The 25,216-nt window shown below is 45.2% G+C and carries 19 protein-coding genes and 2 pseudogenes; 10 read left to right on the top strand and 11 right to left on the bottom strand.

What is annotated here, in order from left to right; all coding sequences use genetic code 11:
- Positions 1–23 precede the first annotated feature (23 nt).
- Positions 24–1,577 (bottom strand): LA_3751/LA_3752 family putative glycosyltransferase, encoded by a 1,554-nt coding sequence (locus tag LEP1GSC061_RS12855; protein ID WP_016545919.1) that lies wholly within the window; start codon positions 1,575–1,577, stop codon positions 24–26.
- A gap of 129 nt (positions 1,578–1,706) precedes the next feature.
- On the opposite strand from LEP1GSC061_RS12855, the gene LEP1GSC061_RS12850 reads away from it, so the two are divergent.
- Complete coding sequence (locus LEP1GSC061_RS12850) at positions 1,707–1,949, top strand: hypothetical protein (protein ID WP_016545901.1); 243 nt, start codon at positions 1,707–1,709, stop codon at positions 1,947–1,949.
- A gap of 113 nt (positions 1,950–2,062) precedes the next feature.
- On the opposite strand, the gene LEP1GSC061_RS12845 is transcribed toward LEP1GSC061_RS12850, so the two are convergent.
- Positions 2,063–2,398 carry an LIC10421/LIC12816 family protein gene (locus LEP1GSC061_RS12845; protein WP_016545932.1) on the bottom strand — a complete coding sequence of 112 codons (336 nt, stop codon included), beginning with the start codon at positions 2,396–2,398 and terminating at the stop codon, positions 2,063–2,065.
- Positions 2,399–2,963: 565 nt separating this feature from the next.
- Between LEP1GSC061_RS12845 and LEP1GSC061_RS12840 the strand changes: the two genes are divergently transcribed.
- Positions 2,964–3,395, top strand: a complete 432-nt coding sequence (locus tag LEP1GSC061_RS12840) for a VOC family protein (RefSeq protein ID WP_016545931.1) — start codon at positions 2,964–2,966, stop codon at positions 3,393–3,395.
- A gap of 16 nt (positions 3,396–3,411) precedes the next feature.
- On the opposite strand, the gene LEP1GSC061_RS12835 is transcribed toward LEP1GSC061_RS12840, so the two are convergent.
- The gene (locus tag LEP1GSC061_RS12835; RefSeq protein WP_016545867.1) at positions 3,412–4,518 is read right to left on the bottom strand and encodes an AraC family transcriptional regulator; all 1,107 of its coding nucleotides are present in this window, start codon (positions 4,516–4,518) and stop codon (positions 3,412–3,414) included.
- A gap of 26 nt (positions 4,519–4,544) precedes the next feature.
- Here LEP1GSC061_RS12835 and LEP1GSC061_RS12830 point away from each other — a divergent pair, with 26 nt between their 5' ends.
- Positions 4,545–5,792: a DJ-1/PfpI family protein gene (locus LEP1GSC061_RS12830; protein ID WP_016545849.1), complete on the top strand. Its 1,248-nt coding sequence runs from the start codon at positions 4,545–4,547 to the stop codon at positions 5,790–5,792.
- A 17-nt stretch (positions 5,793–5,809) separates the two neighbouring features.
- Here the strand turns inward: LEP1GSC061_RS12830 and LEP1GSC061_RS12825 are convergent, their stop codons facing one another.
- Together LEP1GSC061_RS12825 and LEP1GSC061_RS12820 are read right to left on the bottom strand one after the other, a co-directional pair.
- Positions 5,810–7,072 carry a M48 family metallopeptidase gene (locus LEP1GSC061_RS12825; protein ID WP_016545936.1) on the bottom strand — a complete coding sequence of 421 codons (1,263 nt, stop codon included), beginning with the start codon at positions 7,070–7,072 and terminating at the stop codon, positions 5,810–5,812.
- A gap of 141 nt (positions 7,073–7,213) precedes the next feature.
- Positions 7,214–8,233 (bottom strand): helix-turn-helix transcriptional regulator, encoded by a 1,020-nt coding sequence (locus LEP1GSC061_RS12820; protein WP_016545946.1) that lies wholly within the window; start codon positions 8,231–8,233, stop codon positions 7,214–7,216.
- A gap of 186 nt (positions 8,234–8,419) precedes the next feature.
- Here LEP1GSC061_RS12820 and LEP1GSC061_RS12815 point away from each other — a divergent pair, with 186 nt between their 5' ends.
- The 4 genes and pseudogenes from LEP1GSC061_RS12815 to LEP1GSC061_RS12800 all read left to right on the top strand — a co-directional run bounded on the left by LEP1GSC061_RS12815 (position 8,420) and on the right by LEP1GSC061_RS12800 (position 15,089).
- On the top strand, positions 8,420–8,635 hold the full coding sequence (locus LEP1GSC061_RS12815; RefSeq protein WP_016545841.1) for a hypothetical protein: 216 nt from the start codon (positions 8,420–8,422) through the stop codon (positions 8,633–8,635).
- A 176-nt stretch (positions 8,636–8,811) separates the two neighbouring features.
- The gene (locus tag LEP1GSC061_RS12810) at positions 8,812–9,912 is read left to right on the top strand and encodes a DegT/DnrJ/EryC1/StrS family aminotransferase (protein ID WP_016545921.1); all 1,101 of its coding nucleotides are present in this window, start codon (positions 8,812–8,814) and stop codon (positions 9,910–9,912) included.
- 366 nt (positions 9,913–10,278) lie between these two features.
- A pseudogene (locus LEP1GSC061_RS12805) lies at positions 10,279–13,513 on the top strand (efflux RND transporter permease subunit); the annotation flags it as partial.
- Between the two features lie 550 nt (positions 13,514–14,063).
- On the top strand, positions 14,064–15,089 hold the full coding sequence (locus tag LEP1GSC061_RS12800) for an LEA type 2 family protein (protein ID WP_016545908.1): 1,026 nt from the start codon (positions 14,064–14,066) through the stop codon (positions 15,087–15,089).
- Positions 15,090–15,213: 124 nt separating this feature from the next.
- On the opposite strand, the gene LEP1GSC061_RS12795 is transcribed toward LEP1GSC061_RS12800, so the two are convergent.
- Positions 15,214–15,630: a hypothetical protein gene (locus LEP1GSC061_RS12795; RefSeq protein WP_016545865.1), complete on the bottom strand. Its 417-nt coding sequence runs from the start codon at positions 15,628–15,630 to the stop codon at positions 15,214–15,216.
- Between the two features lie 10 nt (positions 15,631–15,640).
- Positions 15,641–16,363: pseudogene (locus tag LEP1GSC061_RS12790) on the bottom strand (hypothetical protein); the annotation flags it as partial.
- A gap of 130 nt (positions 16,364–16,493) precedes the next feature.
- On the opposite strand from LEP1GSC061_RS12790, the gene LEP1GSC061_RS12785 reads away from it, so the two are divergent.
- Together LEP1GSC061_RS12785 and LEP1GSC061_RS12780 are read left to right on the top strand one after the other, a co-directional pair.
- On the top strand, positions 16,494–17,255 hold the full coding sequence (locus LEP1GSC061_RS12785) for a response regulator transcription factor (protein ID WP_016545927.1): 762 nt from the start codon (positions 16,494–16,496) through the stop codon (positions 17,253–17,255).
- Complete coding sequence (locus tag LEP1GSC061_RS12780; protein WP_016545900.1) at positions 17,245–19,254, top strand: sensor histidine kinase; 2,010 nt, start codon at positions 17,245–17,247, stop codon at positions 19,252–19,254. Before LEP1GSC061_RS12785 ends, LEP1GSC061_RS12780 begins: the two co-directional genes overlap by 11 nt.
- Positions 19,255–19,257: 3 nt before the next feature.
- Here the strand turns inward: LEP1GSC061_RS12780 and LEP1GSC061_RS12775 are convergent, their stop codons facing one another.
- Positions 19,258–20,274, bottom strand: coding sequence for a hypothetical protein (locus LEP1GSC061_RS12775; RefSeq protein WP_016545884.1), 1,017 nt, complete (start codon positions 20,272–20,274; stop codon positions 19,258–19,260).
- A gap of 189 nt (positions 20,275–20,463) precedes the next feature.
- Between LEP1GSC061_RS12775 and LEP1GSC061_RS12770 the strand changes: the two genes are divergently transcribed.
- Entirely contained in the window at positions 20,464–21,921 is a 1,458-nt protein-coding gene (locus LEP1GSC061_RS12770) for a flavin-containing monooxygenase (RefSeq protein ID WP_016545876.1), read from the top strand.
- 23 nt (positions 21,922–21,944) lie between these two features.
- On the opposite strand, the gene LEP1GSC061_RS12765 is transcribed toward LEP1GSC061_RS12770, so the two are convergent.
- The 3 genes from LEP1GSC061_RS12765 to LEP1GSC061_RS12755 form a co-directional block, all read right to left on the bottom strand.
- The gene (locus LEP1GSC061_RS12765) at positions 21,945–22,985 is read right to left on the bottom strand and encodes a DsbA family protein (protein WP_016545893.1); all 1,041 of its coding nucleotides are present in this window, start codon (positions 22,983–22,985) and stop codon (positions 21,945–21,947) included.
- Positions 22,986–23,116: 131 nt separating this feature from the next.
- Positions 23,117–24,211, bottom strand: coding sequence for a hypothetical protein (locus LEP1GSC061_RS12760; RefSeq protein ID WP_016545917.1), 1,095 nt, complete (start codon positions 24,209–24,211; stop codon positions 23,117–23,119).
- Between the two features lie 170 nt (positions 24,212–24,381).
- Positions 24,382–25,161 carry a GNAT family N-acetyltransferase gene (locus LEP1GSC061_RS12755; protein ID WP_016545905.1) on the bottom strand — a complete coding sequence of 260 codons (780 nt, stop codon included), beginning with the start codon at positions 25,159–25,161 and terminating at the stop codon, positions 24,382–24,384.
- Positions 25,162–25,216 lie beyond the last annotated feature (55 nt).

Below are 25,216 nucleotides of genomic sequence, written 5' to 3'. Positions count from 1 at the left end.
AAAATCCTGCCCGACTTAAGCTCCTATCGTTTCCGTCTCTCCAAAGAGAAGATAAGCACATCCTCTCGGTTGTCGACATAGGTCCTTTCAAATTCCGGACCCAATACGTTCACAATACTTTTATAATACTCATTTTTAAAGAACGGATCCGAATGCGAAATAGATTGCAGAATGGCGGCCTTAGTCTCCACGAATAGGATCTTATCGAATTTGTCGGGAGAATTTCTGGAAAAGAAATCCTTTACGTCGGGCTCTCTCATCAACCAAACCGCGGGAGTCTGGAAGAAGTATTTGCCCAAGATCTGAGAATAGGTGCGTATCTGCACCACCACTAGATCCGGCTTTTGCTCCAAATAAATCCGATTCAATTTGGTGGTTTTTCGTCCGTATTTTGATAAAATCCGGGTATAAGAAAACGTAATATATACGGAGAATAGAAGAATCGCGATCGACCCTAATCGAACGAACTTCTTCCTTTTCTCAGGAATGGAGTCCAGAAAAAGTAGGAACACACCTGCAAATGCGGGAAGACTCAAATGCAAATATCTGGATCCGAAATCTATGATCCCGTCGTTCGGAGCAGTAAGCACCAAGGCCGCAAAGGCCAACATACCCGAAAAGCAAAACAAATCTCTCGGAGACGCTTCTTCTTTTCTGCCCAAAAGATCGGTGCGAAAAAAGATCCGATACAAACCGAATAAGAATAAGACCAGGAAGAAGGGACTGTATCCGAAAAAACCCAACCGATTCGGATTTGCAAACAACAGGCCTAAATAGATCTCCCATTTCTTCCAGGGAGCCAGAAAGACTCCCGGTTGATTGAAAGCGAACCTCGGACCCATGGGATGTCCGTACAATAAATACTGGATGCCTAATAAGATCCCCGCCCCGATTAAAATTCCGAATCCATAACCGAGAATTCTTCTCCTCTCCTCAAGCGATCGGAGATTCTTGATCATTAGCAAGAAGCAAAAGAAACCGGGAAAGACCAGGGCTTCGATCCGGAACCAACCCGCCAAGGCCGATACGAAACCCGCAAATAGGGAGACTCCCAAGGAACTTTTCGAAGAATCCGAGAGCAAAAGAAAGGAACCGAAGATATATAAGAAAGCGGCGATCCCCACATCCGGAAAGAAGTATCCATTGATCATAAAAGGAGAAGCTAGGACAAGAGTCCCAAGATAATACGGATCCCATTTCCAAAGGATTCCCAAGAGAAGAAGGGAGAGTGAAACTAAAATCGCGACCACCCAATAGACCCCGTCGATCCCTGCCCAAGGAAGCACAAGTGCATACACATATCCGAGGGCTACAGGAAAGGGACTGATCCATTCTTCTCCGATCCGAATGCACTCGGTAGGACAATATTTCGCCTCCGGATCCATTTCCTTGGAAGGCAGGACCAAGTTTCCGGATCGGAACCCGTTCTCCAATACGGAATGGCCTAAAGCGAATTTTCCCAGATGATCCGAATACAATTGTTCTCCCGGTTTCAGCAAAATGGGAACCGAAAGCGGAAGTAAAATTAGGAAAAATAAAAGGGTTCGCTTAACGAGAGAAATATTTCCGAAACTCACGAGAGCAAATTAGGAAGGAAGCCGACTTTCTCAATCGTTTTTCGCCCTTAGAAAGCGACCAAATCGATTGACGCGGAAGGGAAATTTAGAAACGATCTGAGATCATACCGGTCAAGGAGCGCCGTTCTCATGAAACGCCTTAGATTCCTGCCTATCTTAGCTTTGGTATACGGATTTTCCCTCTTAGGCCAGGATACGAGCCAAAGCCAATCCTCACCAAAGGAAAAAATGGTCTGCGATAAGATCGACCTGGTTATCCAGGGAACCACTTATAATGACGCACTCCGCTGTGAAGCCAAGGATGCGATCTGCTATATGATAGAAGGCTTCTCCATGAGCTGCTTTCCGAAAGAAAAACCGATCACGAAATAATCCGCCCGCTATTTAACCTAGGATCCGAATGATTCTCTCGTTCGAGTACAATAAAAAAGGGCGCCCGAGAGCGCCCATTGGTTGATGGATTTTTTAGGATTTGAGACTAACTATTAAAGGTTATTCAAAAACTCTTGAGTTCTTTGAGCTTCTGCTTCGAGAGCTTGAGCTTGTTTCAGGAACTTTTGAGACTGAGCGTTGCTAGCCAGGAATTTTCCTCCGGTAGAACGTTTAGCCAATGCTCTTAACTCTTCGGCTCTTTCGGTTTTTTGTTGAGCCAATGCTCTCAGGTAAGTCCCTACCGCAACTTTTTGCTCTTTGGTAACCGCTGCGGAAACCAGAGCTTGCTCGAGAAGACGATCTTCGGTATCTTGAGATACTGCGAAGAGAGAAGAACCTGCCAGAAAACCTGCTACAAGAAGAAGAGAAGTGAGTTTGTTAACTTTCATAGAATTGAAACCTCATGGTTGTTTTGTTTATGTTTTTAATTCTCGTTTTCGCTTATATCCATATGACCTCTACGAGTTCGAGAAGGGAACAAAAAAAATTCCGAAAGGAAAAAAATTTAAAATTTTCTGTTAAACGAACTCATAGCCACTTCGCATAACATTTATGTTAATTAGAATTGCATAATCTTTCGCACTATTCCGCGACTAGCTCTTATAGGGTTCACATTGAGCATAAAAGCAGCGCATCAAGACGAGTTCCAAAAGATATGTACTCGATTAAGACAATCATCGACTGAAACGTTCATTTTTTCAATGAAAAACCGTAAAAGAAATATTGAATATGCTTATTTTTTAAGCACAAATATTAAGCACTTTGCCTTCTGTATATGCAAAAAGAGGCCAAAAATCGGTCTTTTTAGGGGTTTTCCCGGATTCTTCAGGATAGCGGAAATTGGACAAAGGGGTGATTGAATTGGCTTGTCAGGGGCCAGTTCCCGAGCTTCCTGTTAAGAAGAGCCGTTCTTTTAGCCCTGCAAAGGGAAATTTACCCACAAAGGATTAACGAATGAGATACCTTCACGCAATGATTCGAGTAAAAGATCTGGATCAGGCATTGGATTTTTTCTGTAATAAGTTAGGACTCAAGGAATCGAGAAGACACGATCATCCGGAAGGAAGATACACTCTCGTCTTCTTATCCGAATCGGGACAAGCTCATTCGGATTCTCCCGAAATCGAACTTACTTATAACTGGGACCAGGATGGAGCCTATACCTTCGGAAGAAATTTCGGACATCTCGCGTTCGAAGTGGAGAATATCTACGAGACCTGCGCGAATCTGCAATCCAAGGGAGTCGTCATCAATCGTCCTCCCAGAGACGGACGTATGGCTTTTGTTCGTTCTCCTGATTTAATATCCGTGGAATTGCTGCAAAAAGGGAAGCCGTTGGAAATCGCTGAGCCGTGGAAGAGCATGGCGAACACGGGAGAATGGTAGATTCTTCTAGAATAAATTAAGAACGAGATCTGTATTCGGTAGGAGTGAGTCCGTATCTCTCCTGAAAGAGTTTGTGAAATGCGGATTTGGAATTGAATCCGGAAGAATAAAGAACGGATAGTACGGATCTCTGGGGCTCGGAGAGAAGAAGTGATGCCGCTTCTTCTAAACGGAATTCGGTTAGATATTCCCGAAAACTCTTGCCGATCTTGGTATTCAGAATCTCCGAAAGTTGGTGGGATCCGATCCCAAGTTCGGCCGCAAGACCTCCTAGAGTCAGATCTTCGTTCAGGAACATTCTTCTCTCTCCCATTAGGATCTCCATCCTGGACAAGATAGAATCCAAATCCAATCCTTTGATTCTAGTCTCCGAATAACTGGCTTCCCTGGATTCCGTTCGAAACCGGGAGAGCAGATCCGGATTTGCGGCCCCTACTAGAAAAATCGCACATACGAGCAAACTCAACGCCCCTCCCGCAATCGGAAAAAAAGGCATAAAGAATATCTGAGCGATCACGAACAATAGAAGCACTAAGATCGTAAAAGAATACAGAAAAAGAAAAGGATAGAAGGCGGATCGATTCTTCTCTTCACTCTTAGAACTCCATCCCCAGATCTTTCGCAGAAGCAAAGTAGGATAAATGAAATTTGAAAGAGTGCCCAGGATCAGTAAGCAGAGTAGAATAAAATGAAACTGCGAATCGCTCGGACTTTCTATGAGCTTTAGTTTTATCTCGGAAGATGAAAAGAAGAAAGGACTTAGAACCGAGATCGCTAAAACGGGAGGAAGAAAGTGTAGAGTCCCAAACCTTCCGGATCCCTGCCCGCTTAGAACCCGCAAATACATATGATTCAAAGGCCCGATCCAAAACAAGAACGGAATGTGCATCCCGTAAATCCAGGGAAGTACCCGAATGGAATCGGATAATTCAAGATACAGATGACAAAGCACGATCGAAACGGAAAAGAATAACCATGGAACCGGATCGAAACGGAGATTTCCTATCTTTCCGAAAGAATTGAAGGATCTATTTTTATGGGGACTTACTCGAAATCTTGAGAACCAATTGGCAAGAGCCATTAAAAACGAAAGACCCGCTCCGAAAGCAAGGAAGGAAAGCATGAAATAAGAATTTCGTTTCAGGAAGGATGTCCAGATTTTTTTCCGATCTTGGATTTTCTAGGTCCTTCCGTATCCGGACGGACGACGGGACCCCGAAAATGGGAGAGAATGCGGGTATGAAACTCTTAGCAAAATCTTTTCCCCCATTTAGAACATTTTGTCCGATTTGGATTTGTCTCGGATTTTTAGCCTTCTCCTCTATCCTACTCTGGAATTGTAGCGAAGTCCTTGCCTCCGATCCGGTTCCTACAATTAAAGAAGGAACCGAGAAGATAGAATCTTATAAAAGTCGGTTCGGTCGCAAACGCCCCGTCATTGCGGTGATCGGTGAGAACGAGTATACGGAGCTAACCGATTTTCTGGTTCCTTACGGAATTTTAAAGCAGGCGGAGATTGCGGATGTACACGCGCTCTCTACGAACCCCGGTCCGATTCGTTTCTTTCCCGCCTTGGTTCTGGAAACCGGAGAGACTCTTTCCTATTTTGATTCCAAGTATCCTGAAGGAGCGGATTATGTGGTCGTTCCGGCTATGCATAATTCCGAAAACCCCGTTGTGTCTTCTTGGTTGAAGTCCCAGGCCTCCAAGGGCGCGACCGTTATAGGAATCTGCGATGGGGTTTGGATTCTCGCCCATTCCGGTCTTTTACAAGAAAAAGCCGCGACAGGACATTGGTATTCCTTTCCGGATCTGGAAAAGAAGTTCCCGTCCACGAAATGGATCCGCAACCGTCGCTATGTGATCGACGGAAAAATCATTACAACTACGGGAGTAACCGCTTCGATTCCCGTATCCCTAGCCTTAGTGGAAGCCATTGTTGGAAAAGAAAAAGCACTGTCTATTGCGTCAAAATTCGGAGCTTCGGGCTGGGATAGAAATCACAAGAGCGAGGATTTTCATTTAGGATCGGATTCGATTTGGACCGTTGTAAAGAATACTCTTTCCTTCTGGTCCCACGAAGAAATCCCCATAATAGTTTCGGAAAATGCGGACGAGGTCAGTCTCGCCTTGGTTGCCGATGCTTATTCTCGCACTTATCGTAGTGCCGCGATTTCCGTGTCCGAGAATAAGAAACAAATCCGCACGAAAGGAGGACTTATCTTGCATCCGGATAAAGACCGGAAGGATCTGGATCCTTCGGAAACCGCATTAGAATATTATAACTCTATTCCTGCGAATAAATCCTTGGATCGTGCCTTGTTGGAAATCGCGGAACGTTTCGGAAAAACTACAGCGGCCTTCGTAGCCTTACAAATAGAATATGCCTGGAGGTAGACGAAAGAAATCGTGGATTAATCCGATTGCTTCCAAGCTTCCGCAAATTCGATTCTCTCCAAAGCGGTCGGGTGGGAATGATAATAGAATACTTCCCAAGGATGAGGATCCAATCGGGATTTATTGTCCCTGGCCAATTTGATTTCGGTACTGATGAAGGATTTTTTGTCCTCAGTAAGCACCAAAGCCTCCTTATCCGCTTCGACTTCGAACTTCCGGGAAAGAGAACTGGAGGCGGGCTGGGTAAGGGTCCCGATCACGGAAAGCACCAGAAAAAGAAAAGGAAAACTGGAAGGAGAATAGAATTCCTTTAACGTTAGAGACCCTTCTTCTTTGGCTTTGCGGAAAACATAGGAAAGCACCAAGCAAAGTAGAAAGACTTCGAACGTGCTAAGAGTAATATCTATGAGCTGGTGATTATGCACCCAATGCCCGATCTCGTGTCCGAGCACGCTCACCACTTCCTCTTCCGTATGATTTTGGATGAGCGTGTCGTACAGGAAAATTTTCCGGTTTTCTCCCCATCCTGTGAAATAGGCGTTCGTGTGTCCGGAATATTTACTTTCTTCGATTACGAAAACGTTTTCCACTCGGATGCCCGCGTGATCGCAAAGCGATAGGATTTTGGATTTCAAACTTCCTTCCTGGATGGGATGAAAATCGTAAAAGATGGGAGTGATAACCACCGGATAAAGTACGGATGCGATTAACCCGAAGGCGAGAGACACTCCCGGCATTACGAAGATCCAAGCCTTACGCAAATACTTCAAGACCAGGGATACGATCAGGATTCCGATCGAACCGAACAACCAGCTCAGCAAGAAGGATTTTCCTTTCAGAATCACCCAATCTCCGAAAGTCATTTTAGAGAATTCGAACTCATGTTCGAGAACGAATCCGAAATAATAGCTGAAAGGTAGGGAAACCAGAAAATCCAAGAGATAAAATGAGCTGAAAAATAGAAAAACGACCGCCACGTATCTTAAGAATTCGAATCTGCTTTTCATCTTGGATTCTAATAATGCCTCCAATCGCGCGGCCAAAGGGGTGAATACGAATAGACCCGCGATTGCAAAATCGATCAAAGAGGAAAGTATGGAGACGAAAAATCCTCTTCTGTCGTATTCCGTTCCGGCTTGGATATCGGCTTCGGTGAAATACTTTAGGATTCTTTCATGTAATTCCGGAGAAGGATCTCCTTGGTACGAGAGATATTTCATCACGAGATTGAAAAGGATTTGGGCGAAGAATAGTAACAGGAATACGAATCTTAATTTCATGGTTTTCTTTGGATTTTCGTTAGAATGGGTTTATAGTTTTTTACGTAAATCAGGATTTTTCACGCAACCTTAGGACTTTTTTCGCAACGTAATTTGTCGAAGCCAGCCCGGTCCGATCCTAGGTGAGGATGAGGCCCGAATCTATACGGTTTCGTACAACTTATACGTCTGTTTTATGGAATTTTGATATAGCTCGTTCAATTCCGGAGGGGAGATCGTCTCTATCGCCTCGGGCCATCGCCAAAGAAAAGGTAATAATCCTTCCAGGTTCGTGGATCGGAAAGACAGTCGATTTCCTTCTTCCTTATATTCGATTCCGCTCAGGAACAATTTGGTTTTGACAAGCCCCTCTTCCTTGCAAATCCACTGCACTTCCTTGGGCCCATGCACCGGGAACAAGGCCGCATGAACGATCAGGTCCTCCTCGGTTTCCCGCTTGGCTCCCCTGGACTGGTAAAGAAAATCCCCTTGTAGGACCTCCACCGATTGTATCTTGGGCAGAATGAAACGCTTTCTTTCCTTGTCTTCCCTATCGTATGCGAGTAGGTAATGGTCCGAGCCTCTCTTTCGGATGAGTCGGATCGGGTCCACCTCCCTCAGATAGGAATCTTCGGGAAAATTCTTATAATATCGGATTCGGATAGGCACCTTGTTCTTGAGCGCGTCGAGCACGGCAAAAGCGGTTTCTCCCGCTTCTTCCTCCGAATCGGATGCGGAATCTCCCAATTCCGGATAATAACTCAGATCTCCCGCGAATATTTTTCGAGCGGCAGTGTACAATTCGTATTTTGGAGATTCGGAAAATCCTTTGAGCAGAAGCGCGGATATCTCTCTTAGCTCCTCTTCCGAGAATTGCAAAGATTTGGAAAGAGGATCCTTGGAGAGAACATATACGAAATCCTTTCCGTTCTTTTGGGGATAATATTTGATATGAAATCCTAAGGATTCCAATTCCTCGATGTCTCTGGAAAGTTTTCTGCGATCCGAGTCCTTGTTCTCGTTATCGTAAAAGCCTTCCATGATCTTGCGAAGAGAACTCAAGGTCAGCCCGTCCGGAAAACGGAAAAAATGAAACAATAATGTAAGAAGTCTATACTCGGTGGGATTCATCTCCCTAGGTTCGATTTCCGGGTCTAAATCTTTGTCTAGTTCTTCTTTCATGTTTTTCGAAGACCCTTTATATCGGTCCGGAATCTTCCCGATAGAAAGTACTCATCCGAGTCCGATTCGTCGCAACCAGAAATCTAGTCTTTCTTAAGCCGAAAAAGGGGTTTCGGAAAAACGGCTTGAATTGGAAATCCTTTCCTCGATACTTCGGAGCCAAATCCAATTCAGGAAACCTTTGCCATGTCAAAAATTCTAGGCTTCATCTTCCCCAATCTAATCGGTGCGGGCATCATCGTATTCGGATGGTGGATCACCATCATTAACGTCGCTACCCTTCGGTTCACCGGCGAATCCTATTTCAATAAATGGACCTATACCGGACTCGCCCTGATTTTTATAGGAGCGTACTTGCCCGAGATTTGGATCGGAATCCGAAACAAGATCACGGGAAACTGATCGGGGACGTTTTTTTCTTGTACTAAAAATGTCTAGACAATTCTATAGATAATCGAAACCTGTCGCGGTAGCTACCGATCCAGGCCGGTGAAGGGTATTTTCGAAAAATATCTTTACTGGCCTTGTACTTCGGTTATAATGCGACATAATAAAGTTATTAGAACCTGAGAAGGCCAATGAGCGCGGAAACAGAAGTTTTAGAGAAACCAAACCGAAAAAAAACGGATATTGAGTACAATAAACCTACCCTCTCCCGGGAAGACTTGAAAACCGTTTTGGAGGCTTTGGTAGAAGACCAACTTTCTTCCGGATCGGTGACTCATAAATTCGAGAAAGCGTTTTCTTCCACTTTTAGGACCAAGCAAGTCGTCTCCGCAAACAGCCTGACTGCGGCTTATCATCTGGCTCTTTTGGCGTTGGAGATCCAACCGGGAGACAAAGTAGCTCTCTCCACTTTCGCTCCTCTCGCCGCTTTAGATGCTATCTTTTTAATCCAGGCCCAGCCCGCCGTTTTGGATCTGGAAAAACATTCCTTTCATGTCTGTCCTCAGGAACTCGCTAAGTCCTTGGAAGACGATTCCATTAAAGCCGTCATAGTGGATCATACCTTCGGTTCCCTGATCGACTTTTCCAAGTACGACTTCAAAGGAAGACCGGTAATCGAAGATTTCTCCGAGGCGGTAGGTGCCCGCACGGAAACCTTCACTCCAGGAAAACAAGGAAAGATTTCCATTTGCGGTCTTTCCGTAGAATTCCTAATTACCACAGGAAACGGGGCTCTGATCTGTACGGACGACGATTCCATCGCCAAAAAGATCCGCGCCCGCAAGGACGGCAAAGAACCTTACGCTCGAAGAGAAGGGCAACCTAGACTGGATTACGATATGATCGATTACCAAGCGGCTCTAGGAATCGAACAGCTCTCTAATTTGGGAGTGATTCTGGAGAGAAAAAGGAAAATCGCGCAGGTCTATCTGCAATCTATCCAAGGTTCCCAGGTAGGTTCTCATTTCAACGATCCTAGTACGGAGACTTTCAATCGCTTCGTAATCGTGGCCCCTGGAAATTACGAGCAGGTTGAGAGATATTTTAGATCCCTGCAAATCGGTACTCGTAGAACCGTTTCAGAACCCATCCATCATATTCTGGATCTTCCGAATTCCGAGTTTCCTAACGGAGAAAGATTGTATCAGAGGGGACATTGCATTCCGATTTATCCTAACCTGACCAAGGATAATATCCAGAGAATTTCCCAAGCGATCCGTAGAATCTACTAAGAGCTTTTATCTTAGATTTTTCTGATGCTCTTCTCGAAGGGCGACTATCGGAAGCCGATTTTTTCATCGGATCGATCCCGGTCTCCAAGCACCGGTAAGGATCGTATTCGTTTAGCGGATCGCGAAAAATTCCGAACGGAATTCGCTTATGTCTGCCAACTCGCCGGTTCGGGATAAGAATCCAAGGCGCCGAATTCTTTTCCTCCGAGTAAGTTAGTCCTGGCTTAAAACCATTTCTTCCAAATTTCCCGACTCCTGTTCACGAATTTCTTTCCGAAAATTCGGGAACCGGTCTAATTGGATTCCTTGAGGTCCTGGTCGGCTTCCGAGATTTGATTCCCGGATCCTAAGACCTCCGGAGGCAACTTGAATATAGCGCTCCTTTCCATCAAACGTCCGATCTTTATCACAAGCTTAGTCATTCTGATGTTGATCACAGGGATCTTCTCCCTCAGTAAAATGGGTGTGGATCTCTTTCCGGACGTAAATATCCCGGTCGTGTCCGTTACCACGATCTATCCCGGAGCGGGACCGGAGGAAATCGAGGAATTGATTTCCAAGCCTCTCGAAGAGGAACTTTCCTCCATCTCAGGATTAAAGAAGATCACGTCCCGAAACCAGGAAGGAGTCTCCGTGGTTTTCGGAGAATTCACACTTTCCACGGATATCAAATACGCAGAGCAACAATTCCGTGATAAAACCGCCTTGGTCCGTCCTAAGTTGCCGGACGGGATCAAGGAACCTAAGGTGGTTCGTTTCGATCCCGCCGACCAACCCATCATTCGATTAGCGGTATTCGCGGATTTGGATCAGGCAAAACTCTACGACCTAGCTAAGGAAACCGTTAAATCGAAATTGGAACAAATCGCGGGAGTGGGTTCGGTAAAACTCGTGGGAGGAACGAGAAGGGAGATCCAGATCGAATTGGATCGAAACAAACTCGCAGCCTACCAAATGCCGATGGTGGTCATCGCAAACCGCCTTAAGACCGCGGGATTGAACGTTCCCGTAGGTAAATTCGATTTAGGTAATAAAGAAACTTCTTATAGAACTCTGGGAAGATACGAATCCCTTTCCCAGATCGAGAACACGATCGTTTCCTTCGGCGGGGACGTGGGTAACTCCGTTCTCATCAAAGAACTCGGCTCCGTAAGAGACGGAACTGAGGACGAGGAAACCCTGGGATATCTATGGGCTCCGAAAAGCGACGAAATCGAAGAGGAAGAAGCCGGTCTATTGAACCACCCTTTCCTCTGGATGAAACAACTCCCGGGAAGAATCAAGAGAACCATAGGTAAAATCACAGGGGCCAAGGAACCCGTGACCGAAAGGGAATTGAAACCGGCATTATTCATAGACGTATACAAACAATCCGGAGCGAATACGGTCGCCGTGGCCGACGAGGTGTTGAAGAGAATCGATAAACTCAACGCAGACATCCAACCTTTAGCGGGAAAACCCAAAATCCGACTCATTCGGGACGGATCCAAATGGATACGCTATAACGTGGAAGACGTGACGGAAGCCATCGTTTTAGGGATCCTACTCGCGGTCATCACGGTCTATTTCTTCTTAGGAAATATAAGGTCCACGGTGATCACGGGACTCGCTCTTCCCAACTCGCTACTCGGAGCCTTTATCATCATGTGGGTGATGGGTTTCACGATAAACGTTATGACTCTCTTGGCCTTGTCGTTGGCCGTGGGTCTGTTGGTGGACGACGCCATCGTGGTCCGAGAGAATATTTTCCGTAAATTGGAAGAAGGCGCCACCGTATTGGAAGCCGCAGAGAAAGGAACCATGGAAGTGGCGTTGGCCGTAATCGGGACCTCCTTAACTGTGATCGCCGTATTCTTCCCGGTAGGATTTCTCTCCGGAATCGTAGGACAATTTTTCAAGCAGTTCGGATTGACCGTGGTATTCGCCATGATCATCTCCCTCTTCGACGGATTGTTTGTGGCTCCCATGCTTTCCGCTTACTTTGCCGGAAAACTGACTCACGACAAAAAGAACCGAGCCGTGGAGGCATTCGATCGTTTCCAGACTTGGCTGGAGAGGATGTACGGGATCATCATGAAATATGCTCTCGCACATCCCGGAAAAATCATCCTCTTAACGCTGGCGATATTCGTACTTTCCGGTTTCGTAAATTGCTTTTTCGTGAAAAAGACCTTCTTACCAGCGAACGACCAGGGAGAATTCATGGTGACCCTGGACCTTCCGCCGGGAACCAGTCTGCAAGGAACCAAGGAAGTCTCGGATAAGGTACTCGCGGAACTCCAAAAGTTCCCCGAGATGGATAAAATCGCAATCACCATCGGTAAGCCTGACGGAGGAGAACCGAATACTGCGGTTCTCGCAATCGCCTTAGTTTCCTCCAAAAAAAGAAGCAAGGATACTACATCCATCAAGGAAGAAATCCGTAAGATGCTGAAGGCATACGATTATGCTCGACCGGCAGTCTCGGATTATTCGGCAGTGGGAGGCGGGGTCCAATATCCGTTCCAGTTGGTTCTAAAAGGCAATAACCTGGAAGAAATCGAAGCATATTCTAAAAAACTAATAGAACGCTTGAAGACGATCAAAGAGTTGGCGGATTTAGACTCGGATTTCCGAGGAGGAAAACCCGAATACCAGATCGTATTGGATAATTCCAGAATGCAACTTGTGGGAGTGTTGCCCGGAGTAGCCGGTTCGGAACTGAGATATCAGATCGCGGGGGACCAGGTCAGCAAATTCTACGATAAGGGCTTGGAGTACGAGGTCCGAATGAGGCTTAGACCGGAGCAAAGAAACCTGAGAGCCGCTTATGGCCAGACCAAGGTCCCGAATATAGCGAACCGCTTGATTCCTCTCACCGCGATCAGCTCCGGCAAGGAAAACCTGGGACCGTCCCGGATCAACCGTATCGATAGAGCTAGAGCTGTGGTGATCAACGCAAACCTGGCTCCGGGAGGAGCGATCGGAACCGCCATGGACGAGGCTACAAAGATTCTTACCAAAGAACTTCCTCCTCCTACGGGAATCCGATTCAATTTCCAAGGACAGTCGGAAGATTTGAAGGAACTCTTTTTGAACGTGATCATCGCTTTCGGATTGGCTCTGATCTTCATCTATCTCGTATTATCATCCTTATACGAGTCATTCATCACTCCGGTAACGATCCTATTTGCAATCCCTCCTGCGATCTCCGGAGCGTTCTTCGCCCTCTTCTTGACGGGAGAGATGTTGAATATCTTCTCCATGATCGGGCTCATCCTACTCATGGGACTCGTGGCCAAGAACTCGATCCTACTCGTGGATTATGCAATGCAGGCGATCCACGATAGAGGGATCAGCCGAAACGAGGCGATCTTTGAGGCGGGACTGATTCGTCTCCGTCCGATCCTAATGACCTCGATCGCGATGATCATGGGAACGGTTCCCATCGCATTAGGATTGGGAGAAGCCGCAAAGTCCAGGACCGCGATGGGTATCGCAATCATAGGAGGCTTGATCCTCTCCACATTGGTAACTCTAATCGTGGTTCCTTCCATCTTTGGAGGAATTGATAAGTTCAGAGAGTGGATAGAGACCCAATTCCGCCCTGACATGACGGCGAGAATATCCGGCCATCCGGAAATAGATCCGCATAACGTATCCGCTAATTCTTCTCTGGAGGAATGGGCGAAAGGCGTGGAATCCAATCCGAAAAAGGGCGGAACCAAGAAGAAAAAATAGAACGCCTAAATCCGCCCGCAAAAGAAAGCCTCCTTGATGCGGACTGCGCGTTCGGAGCTTTTTAGGCGGTCGGAAACGGTTTTTAGATCTCCCCACCCTTTTTTGGGTGGGGGCCGGTGCGGTGGTGTTCGCAAGCCGACGATAAAGCTCACTCTACCATACTTTGCGATAATCTGCAATAGCTAAAATCTACCCAAACATTGGAATGGAGCTTCTATTCCGCCTCATTAATTCTAGGTCCTATACCCGATTTTTTCCTATCTCTAACCGAGGAATTATAGGAAATTTTAAATTAATGTAATGTATAATCGATTAGACGAATCCGAATGTACCGTTCTATATTCTATTCTTTTTTTGTAGGAACTCCAAAACTTACTTTTCTTTAAAGAACGAAAAAGGATAAGGTTTCCTTCGGCTTTTTGGAGGCTATTATGAGCGGATTTCGCCCTTCTTCTATTACGATAATATTGACCGCATTTTGGATCCTGGCAGCGGGTTGCGCCCAATTACAAAAGGTGGATCTCAAGAAAGTGAAGGAAAAGATCGAGGAAATCGACAAGCCTTCGTTTATTCTCGAAAAAGTCTCCATAGCCGAGATCAATCTGAACGAGATCCGTCTAAAAGTGGATTCCAAAGTCAAGAATCCGTATCCTGTCCCGCTACCCGCCACCAATCTAGACACGAACATTCTGATCGAAGGCCAGCAATTCACAAAAGCCAAGACCAAGATTCCTTCCGTAGGTGGGAACTCCAACAAAGCGGTTCCTGTGGATCTCGTTTTCTCTTATAACGACTTGGCTGAATTATACAAAAAAGTTCCCGGTAAGACGGATCTAATGGTAAAAGTGCAAGGAACCGTTTCTCTTCCGATTCCCGAAAAATACAAGTCCGTAGCGGGAAGAGACGCATTAGATTTTCCTTTTGAAGAAGAACGTCAAATTCCGGCTGTTCTTCCCGACATTGAAATTCGGAATTTCAGAATTATAAAACCGGATCCTTCTACCATTCTAAGTTCCGCCGGAACCGAAGACCTGGCCAAGAAGGCGACAAGCTTCCTGGACTCGCTGCTCGGTTCTCAGAAAAAAAGCCCTGGCTCCGCGGTCGCCGCCGGATTGTCCGCTTTGGATCTAAAGGTGGATACCGAATTCGATATCATTCTGAAAAATAGAGCGAGCTCTCGTCTTCAATTCTCCGAATTCGAGTTCGAACTTTCTTTGGAAAAGGAAAAATTCCTAACGGGCCAGCCCACTAAGATAGAGAACAAAGGACAGGAATCCGTTTTAAGTATCCGCACATCCTTTCCGTTAGGATCCGTAACCCAAGGAATCGCAAACGCGGTCACCAAAAAATCGGCTGCCTTCCGTTTAGTCGGAAAAGCGACGACGGAAGCTCCGGAAATCGGCACCGGTCCTATTCCTTTTAAATTCGACAAATCCGGTTCCTTCGGCTGGAAATAATATTAGGGGCGCCTGCTAGCCGTTACGGCTAGCACCCGGCTCTCCGCTCCAATCCGCTCCGCGGGATTTCCGCTACGATCCGTGGCGCGGACCTAATTTCTAATTTCAGAATATTCTAGTACAATCAATTAGAGATTCTGAAATAGATTCGTCCCATTCTTCTCGAATCTTTCCACTTAACGATTGTCCCGTCCGTCCGGATATTATTACATTTCATGTAAGCGTTTATTCTTTTGAAGTCTTCAAGATGGTTTGCATAGGCCCTCCGACCGACCTTCAGATACTTGCCTGTTTCAACGAAATCTTCCGCAAGCTTCCCGTCACCAAAAGTGGAATCTTCCGGAACAAACCCCAGAAACATCTCTACCTTTTTGGTGGAAAGGATTGTTTTCTCCACAATAGATTCTACCCGGATTCCGCTTTCTTTTAGATACTCAGATAACTTCTTTCTCAAGAGGTTCTCCTGCAAATACCGAGCTTTCTCAGAAGAGACTGCTCTAAATCCGTGGATCCTTCTTTGAAAAACCAGCACGATTCTCATACGGATTTCCCTAACTCAAGACCGTTCTCAAGATGGCTTTCTCGGTCGAAAGAACGATTTCCTTGAATTTCCGGATAGAATCGGAATGGGAGATTCCCAAGGCCCGGAAAGTCTTTCTATGATCCAAAAGCACCGAGACACAAGCGGCAATAGAAAGAACTCTCCAGCAAATCCTGAATACCAGCCGACTCAAATGGTTTCGAAGTCGAATACGAAAGAATCTACTGTGAAAAACTAGATGCTTCTCCTCGTCTTCCGCGATATGTTGGAGAGCCCATTTTACGGATCCATAAGGAATCTTTTCCGCGATCTTCTTATAAAAGCAGATTCCCACCACTTCGGCTACTAATAGCACGAGTAGTTTCATCCGGATCCCCAAGAGTCTCCTTCCGAAGTGAAAAAGCTTCTCCGTCCAATTGGAGTCGATATATTCTCCTCTGAGAGCCCGAACACATTCTCCTAAAATTCTAGCGTGTCTTCCTTCTTCTTTTACGAAAAGCTTTAGAGCCTCCCTATAATCCTCGTCGACTCCGTAGATACGGACTCGATCGATATCTTTCGCTATTCTCCCCTCTCCCGATTCTCCCAGTCGGAAGACGGCAAGAGAACGGGCGACCGGAAGCCTCTTCTGAGGAATGAAGCCGATAACTTGCTCGTGTATCTCAGGTAAAGGTCTCTCGGCGTTTTTTCGGAAATGTTCCGCCCACTTCTTCCAACCGAATTTCGGCTTCTTTCTTACGATATGTTTCATACTCGCATTCTATGCAAAAATTCATAAGCTCTCCACCCCCTATGTGCGTTCTCTTACGCACTCAAGTGCTTGACCGTGAGCATACGAAAGTCGTACGATTCGGAGAATCGATATGTCCGAGCATCCTCTCAAAATTCTTGTCGTGGAAGATAATGCAAAATTAAGACGGGCCATGATCTCGGGTCTAAAGGAGTTTTCGGATCTAAATATCGTGAGCGATTGCGGTAGCGGCGAAGAAGCTTACGAATATTGTCTGCGGGAAGATGTGGATGCGTTACTCTTGGATGTCAAATTGGAAGGTCGATGGAATGGAATCGATACGATCGTCAATATTCGAAAGGAATTTCCCCGAAAGCCGGTGGTCATTTATTCCATACAAGACAGCGACGAATATTTCAGAAGCTTCCGAAGATCGGGCATTCTTAGTCATTATGCATATGTCCGCAAATCCAATTACCTTCTTCCTTCCATGGTCAGGCCTCTTCTACTCTTGGCGTCCGACGGAAAAAGTTTCATAGATCCGGAGATAGAATCCAGGGTATCGGAAGTGAGAGAAAAGGACGAAAACTCCCCATTGTCCATACTGGAACCGAACGAAAGAATCGTAGCCGAGATGCTTTCCCAAGGAATGAGTAACGAACAAATTGCGGCAAAATTGGGATTCAAAGACAAAAGAACCGTAAGCAGAATCAACGGCCAGATCTATGCCGCTTGGGATTTGAACGAAACCAGTGCGGACGAAAAAGTCGCAAGAACGCGTGCAACTCTCATCGTAATCTCCGATCGATTTCTCCAATGGGAAGAAGATGGAAAAGTCTTTTACAGAAATTCGTCCGGCGAATGGACTCCTTGGAAATCGAATCTTGTCACCTGAACCGTTTATTTGTTCCCTATTCCTATTTCTTTCCGGGATACTTTTATGGTTAGCCTCCACCACGGTCATCAACCTGGAGAAGAAAAATCTATACGCTTACTTCAGCATCGGAGTGCTAGCTCTGACCTCCTTACTGTTCGCATTCTTCTCTTGGATCGGTCAGGAAAATCTGCTATCTATCTCACGGCTTCCGTTTAGACTCTTTTATCCCGCGATATTCTTACTTATCCTTATTCCATACGGATGGTATTTCATTATTGTTTGGTTTCTAGGACTCATGCAAGGGCGTACATTTTATAAAGTTCTTACATATATATTAGGAATCTCGCAGATTTTCGCCGGCATATTGATATTCCTAAAAGGTTCGTATTACGGATGGGAAGTTTCCATCTACGATTTCTGGATTTCCATACCGATCTCTTTTCGATCGTCCTACATAATCTATGTTTTTCTCTGCGTAATTTTATCCTTAGTCGGATTACTGAATTTCAAAGTAACTTCCCGCGTATTCACGGAAATCGCAAGATATAGATCCGTGCCTTATCTAAAAGCGGTTTGTTTTCTACTCCTCGCAGTCATCGGATGCGTATCTCTCCTGTTTTTAGGAGAGCCCCTGGGAATCGCACAGGATCCGGTCGTATTATCCTTATCGAACCCTAATCCGTTATACGTTTATTTAATTCTAATAGAAATACTAGTGACTATAGCGATTCTACTTCTCGGACAAACTCTGGTTTCCTACGAATTTTTAACGGGCCGAATCCTTCCCCAAATCGGCCTAAAAAAAGAATGGAGAATCGTCCTACTACTAGCGGGATCCGTCTCCGTAATCTATATAGTCTTTTCGCTTTTAGGATTCCGCGTCGCGGAAATCCTGCTCGCCTCCAATTATTCCTTTTTGCTTTCCAGAATGTTTGCACTCAGGCAGTCCAAACTCTCCAATTTCCGAAGAAACGAAAGCTTACAGTCCATATTATTCTTCGAATCCCTCCCGGAAAACCGTACGGTTTTCGAGGAGAAATTCGATTTCGTCTGCCAAAGAATATTAAATTCCTCTAAATCACTTTTAATCTCCGAAACTTCCGGTCCGTTCTTATCGAAAATAACTCTTTCCTATCCGAACGTCGAAGAAACCTACGAACCGAAACTCCAGCATAGAATATTCGATCCGGAACGAAGTATTTTCTATATGAGCGGAGAAGATTCTTTCGAGTATTCCATTGCCGTCGCTATCGAAGAAACGAACGGAATCAAAGGTACCTTATTTTTAGGTCCGAAGCTGGACGGTGGATTATATGCGGAAGAGGAAATCGAATTAGCCAAAACAGCCACGGTTTGGATTCTGAACGGAATCTTCCAACTGGAAACGAACCAGACTCTCTCCGAATTGCAGCGAAAACATATCCGTGAACAAAGGATCTCGGATCACAAGACTAGACAGATTCTGCACGACGAAATCCTTCCGGAATTACATTCCGGAATTTTAAACCTAAACGAGAATAGCAGCCGGGAAAAAATAAAGGAACATCTTCGAAGCTTAACGGAACTGCACGGAAAGATTTCGGGATTCTTAAGAGAATTGCCCGATATCCGATCCGAACTAGCTCGTATTGGTATGATTCCGGTATTTCAAAATCTATTGGATTCCGATTTTTCCAAAGAGAATATAATCCTGAATATAGAACCGGGTTTTCCTGAATTAGCGGATAAGCTCCCTCCCGATTTACAAGAAGCGGTATATTATTCTTTTAGAGAAGCCTTGCGGAACGCAGTCAAGTTTTCCTCGAGCTCCAAAGAAGCGATCTCGATTTCCTTTTTTCAAAAAAGCGGTTTAAGAATCGAAATTAAGAATGATGTCCGTCCGAATTCCGAGGGCGAATCCACGGGACAAGGTTTAAAGATCCATAGCGCTTTACTGAAAATCTTCGGAGCCGGCCTCAATCTTGAATTCCAAGATAAGAAAATTGCAATCGTAAGTATCACGATTCCCATACCTTAGGATTCATCTATCGGGCATATCAATGGCTTTGAGAAAAGCCGCCCGGTCCTCCATTAGAGAAGAAGATACGGAACGAACTTGGATCTTCCCGATATCCTGGCATTTCTTCGGATCATTCGTAGCGAATGCAACCTTGTCTTGAGTCTGCAATGTGGGAAGATATCCTAAATATCCTTTTGAGAATTTACTTTTACTTCCCGGGTTTAAATTCGTCGTGAATACTTTTACTTTACGATTCTTCAGAACGTTGATTTCAAAACTTCCGTCCGATCGAACATGGGCATAACTCATACCGTAATAATCCACTCCCGCAGAGGAGATAGATATGCCGGATCCGACTGGAACGTCCACAGTTCCTTTCAAGCATGTAAATTCCTTATGCGGTTTATCAAAATTCCACCAGCCTTCGGATTGAATGGAAGAATAGATTATATACCCGGCACATTCTATTTCGCAGTCGTTTCTTTGCGACTTTTGCAATTTAGAAGTTTCTTTCCAGACATCTCCCGTCAGCTTGTAAACTCTTGCGTTATCCGTCTTATCCAAAGGGTTCATCCCGACAGAGATCTCCTTTTGGGGCCGTAAAGAACGGCCGTTGGAATCCAAGAACGCAATCCGAAACATTCCCACGGATTCCAAAATGATAGGTTCTTTACCTTGGATTTCCATTGGAATTCCTGCGAAAATAAAATCCGAATGTTTAGTAAGGGCGATCGTTTCGATTTTCACCTCTCCGAATCCATCGAAAGCGCCGGAAGGAATATAGACCTCCAAGGGACCCAATGTTAGATAAGCGGTTTGCCCCGTGGATCGGATAGAACTATGGATTTTAGGAAGCGCATCCTTTGAAACGGAGGAAGATTCATGGGCAGGCTTGAAGTCCCATTTATTCTCCTGATTCCGTATGATATCGTCCCTTTCTTTGTTACTTAGATTCGGATCCGTCGGATCGTTCTTAGAATACAATCGAGGAACTCCGATCAAAAGAACGAATAGTAAAAGGATTCCTATCTTTTTCATAACGTTTCTGTCGGCTTTTCATGATAAATATTAATGGTTCCGGTTCAAAACCGTGTAAAAAATCGGCTTGCCCAAAATACTTTCATAACAAGCATACCCCTAACTTATCCGTATGACGCATCAAACAAAATGAACAATAGTTCATCATATGATTCGTCGCAAATAAAAGATCCCAAAGGGTTTAAGAATATGAAGAAATCGGAATTATCTGTAGCAATCATCGGAACCGGATTCGGAGGGTTGTGTGCGGCCATCCAATTGAAAAAGAACGGTTTCGAAAACTTTACGATTTTCGAAAAATCGAATTCCGTAGGAGGAACCTGGAGAGAAAACTCATATCCCGGATCGGCATGCGACGTTCCGTCCCACTTATACTCTTTTTCCTTCGAACCTTACTCCGACTGGCCTAGAAAATATTCCCCTCAGCCCGAGATTCTCGCTTATCTGGAAAGATGCGCCGTTAAATACGATCTGGTCCCCAAAATCAAATTCGGAAAAGAAATCAAAAGTGCGGAATGGGATTCGGACAAGGGAGTCTGGAAAATTCATATCTCCCAAGGAGAAACGGCGGAGTACAATATTCTTATCTCTGCCGTAGGGCAATTGAATCGCCCCGCTTTTCCAAAATTGAAGGGGCTAGATCGATTCTCCGGAAAGCTATTCCACTCCGCCGCTTGGGATTCGAGCTACGATTTCTCAGGAAAGAAAGTGGCCGTCATCGGAACCGGTGCAAGCGCTATACAATTCATTCCCCAAATCGCAAACACAGGTGCGAAAGTCACCGTATTCCAAAGAACGGCCCCCTGGGTCGTTTCCAAACCGGATAGAAAGTATTTAGGCCTAGAAAAGGTACTCTTCAAATATCTTCCCGGGTATAGGCTTTTACACAGATTTCAAATCTACATTTGGAACGAGATCCGACTCATGGCATTCCAAAAAAACAATCCCGCGAATTGGATCGTGAAATGGATGGCGACTTCTCATATGAGAAAGTTCATTAAGGATCCGAAGGTCAGAACGATCCTGACTCCTGATTATCCCGTAGGCTGCAAACGTATCCTTCTATCCAACGATTACTACGAAGCATTAGCGAAACCGAATGTTACGGTAATTTCCGATTCGATAGAGGAAGTGGTTCCGGAGGGAATCAAAACCAAGGACGGAGTATTACATTCTTTCGATGCGATGGTGTTCGGAACCGGATTTAAGGCCACGGAATTCCTATCTCCCATGGAAATCAAAGGACAGGACGATAGGAATCTGAACGAAGTCTGGAAAAACGGGGCGGAAGCTTATCTAGGACTTTCGGTTGCAGGCTTTCCGAACTTTTTCATGTTATACGGCCCGAATACGAACCTGGGTCATAATTCAATCGTATACATGATAGAGTCCCAGGTCAGATACATTCTATCCGCACTAAACACGATGGCCGAAAAAGGATTCCGAGCCTTGTCTCCGAAGCCCCAGGCAATGAAGAAATATAACGAAAAACTAAATGTCAGATTCGGTAAATTCGTTTGGGATACGGGATGCACGAATTGGTATACCAACGAGGCGGGCAAGAATACCAATAACTGGCCGGGCCACACTTACGAATATAGCCGACGGACGAAAGAAATCGATCTCTCCGAATTCGATTTAGCCTGATATCGAATATTCGAGTCGGGGTTTTATCGGATCGATTCCAAGAGTTCTTCGAAAGATTCGATCGGCATGGATCCGACCAATTTGCGACCGTTGATATAAAACGTAGGAGTTCCTTCGATTCCCAAGCGAACTCCTTCGGCCATGTCTTCTTCGATTTCCTTTCGAATCGCATCGTCCGCAACGCAGGCCTTGTATTTCGATAGATCCAAATCCAATTCTTTCACCCTTGCATCCAGCCAATCGGGAGTGAGAATATCCGAGGTCCGATTCTCGGTGAATAGAATATCGAAATAGGCCCAGTATTTTTCCTTACTCTGTTTATGTACACAGTTTGCGGAAATGTGTGCATCCATCGCTCTTTGGTGAAAGCTCAACGGAAAGTCCTTAAAAACCCATTTGATACGATCTCCGTATTTGGCCCTTAACTGTCGTGCGGTTGCCTGGGATCTTCTACAAAAAGGACATTCGAAGTCGGAGAATTCGACTATCGTAATCTGCGCATCGGCCTTTCCTCTGAAAGGTTCTCCCTGGATATTCACTTCCGAAACGGATCGATCCTCCCTACTAGAAACGAATCGAAACTTCTTCTTTAGTCTTTCGATTTCCTTTTGTTTGGCTTCTTCCTTTTTTTCGGAAAGAATGTAATCGCCGAGTTGCGTCCGAACATCTTCGAAGCTTTCGCTCAATTGTCCGCCTTGCTTTAGCCCAGCATACAGGGATTGCAATTCTTCGGTCGTAGGTGGAGACACGCTCTTGTCGATCTGACCGTAATACTCCTGGAGGGAAACGTTTCTTTCTTTAGCTTCCATACGCATTAATTTTTGCACGCCTAAATCGAGGAGTAAGCGAAATAAACGCTCTTGTGTCTCTTGGACTAACTGCTTGTATTCCCTACTCATTTCTTTTTCCACATCGGAAAGGGTGAATTTCTTTCCATCGATTTGGACGTAAGGAGAGTCGGACTTCGAATCGTTCTTTTTTACCGGAGCTTGCGCGAAAGAATTCGCAAAGCCGACGACCAAGAGTAAGGAGAATACGATAAAAATTCTAAAATTTCGGTACATTCTAAATCCAGTGAAGATAGTTCCTACATGAAGTTGTCGGAATTTTCTCCAATCAACTTATATATATGCTTTTTGAAGATTCGAGACAGAAGGAAGTCGGGTTTTATTCCCTTTCGAATAAAGTCCGATCCCTATTGGAAAAACCGGGGAAGAAAGGAAGTCTTTTCCGGATAAATCTGGGAGGCTAAAAGAAAAATCAGGATACTGACTGCGATTCCCAAGGAAGCTAGAAAAACGTCCTTACCCACTTTACGAAAAGTCTCCAGATAAGGCGCGTCCCTATAGGTGAGAAAATTCAATACGATTTCCCGTCCCGCAAGCATCCCTAAAAAAACCCAAGTGGTGGACATGGGCATATTGCTGATCTTCTGGAAGAATATTAAAATACATGCATATACCATGTCGACGATCGTCGCGGCTTTGGACCATTGGATATCGGATTTCTCCGTGACGATTTCCTGAATGGTTCCGCCGTTGGTATATAATATGATTCCTAATGCAAGAACGAGTACCGAAACCGCTAATCCCAATTCCCAAAAATTCAATTGTCTGGGAAGATATACGACTATATTGGCCGCGTCTTGGGCCAACCAAGCGCCCCACAAAAAAAGTGTGGAGAACCATTGTAAGATCGCCCATTTTCTTTCCGTTCTAGGATCGGGCATATGGTCGTCGTAATATTCCTTAGGATCGACTTTTACTAGAATTCCCCAAACGAGCAATGCGGTACCGAAAGCGATCATATATCCCAAAAAGGATTTCGTAAGCATCTTCTCTATATTCTGTCCGCCGAAAAGGCCGAGAATAAGAAAGGTCGTTGAGATCGGAGACCTCATGCGAGTGATCGCCACTAAAATCAAAGGAGCAATCAACTGGATCAGATTAAATTCCGTAGTGGGAGGAAAATGATCCAAACGATTGAAATGAACCTCTCCGTTTCCGGTAAACCAAGCGTACGTGAAAACGGCGGCCAATAGACTCCCCAAGGCTGCGATTTTGGGAAACCAATGCACTGCTTTCTTACTTTCTATAAAAGTTCCTACAGTCTGTACTGCGTCGTTTCCCGCGACGGAAAACGCGGAAATACAGAAAGCGAACCATCCCAGAAAATAGGAGGAAATCCCCAGATAGTATCCGACTGCCATTATAAGTCCGGCCAGAATCACCAAAGAATAGAATCGGATCTGGTCTTTAAAACTGGGATGTTGGAAATCGATTTGATTCATGAACGGCTCAAACTCCGGAATAACCGCGTTTGAGAGATGGTTTAGTATAGAAAAATAACGAGGGAGAAATCGGTCAAGGGGAACCCTTGGGCTCCGATCGAAATAAAGAAGGGAAATAAATCGAACAGGCCCCCGTTTAGAGGCCTGTTTGAGAGATCAAAGGATGTTTTCTACTCTAGGTAGTGTTTGCTGTATCGAGCTTCGATGTCTTTAATATCGAAGATGATAAAGAAATCGGTGGTCTTGAATACGGAATCCAAAGCTGGAGTTCCGCAGATCAAGGATCCTGCTCGAATATAGCCTTTGATCAAAGCGGGAATTCTCTTGGAGACTTCTTTTATATCTGCGGGTTGATAATTCCGATCGAAACCGGGCATTTCATATCCGCGGAGAGGAGTCACGTCGAAAGTTCCGTCGGCAAGAGCGCTCTTTTCCTTCAAGAATGCAAAGACCTCGTTAGCGGAGTTTGCATCGGTGCTGTGAACGGATCCGCATCCGAAAAGATAACCGATGTTATTTTTCTTCATGTACTGCCCCAGTCCTGCCCAAAGCAGAGAGATCACGGATCCGTCTCTGTATTCGGGATGAACGCAGCTGCGTCCGATTTCCGCAGGTTCTCTTTCCAGTTCATAGATTTTAGTGATGTCGAATTCGTTGTCTGAATAAAAGCCGATATTGGCTTTCGCAACGCTTCTGCGGAGAATGCGATAAGTTCCTACGATCATATCGTCGCGGTTCTTATCCACAACGATCAAATGATCGCAAAATAAATCGTATTCGTCGCGGTCCTTACGGGTCGCCGCGGATTGAGGCAATCCTTCTCCCAATTCCAAATTAAATACGTCGTAACGCAAAGCTAGAGTTCTTTCGATCTCCAACTGATTCTCCGCTATTCTTACTTCAAGCTTACGCTCTACTTTTTCCTTTTTTTGGACTGTTCCTGATCCCATTGTCGTCCTTTTCCTTTTATAGTAGGATAGTTCTATCTATCCATGGGAATCGTTA

This window comes from Leptospira wolffii serovar Khorat str. Khorat-H2 (genome assembly GCF_000306115.2).
GTDB classification, from domain to species: Bacteria; Spirochaetota; Leptospiria; order Leptospirales; family Leptospiraceae; genus Leptospira_B; species Leptospira_B wolffii.
The sequence above is the reverse complement of the archived record's forward strand: the minus strand, read 5'-3'. Positions and strand labels throughout refer to the sequence as shown.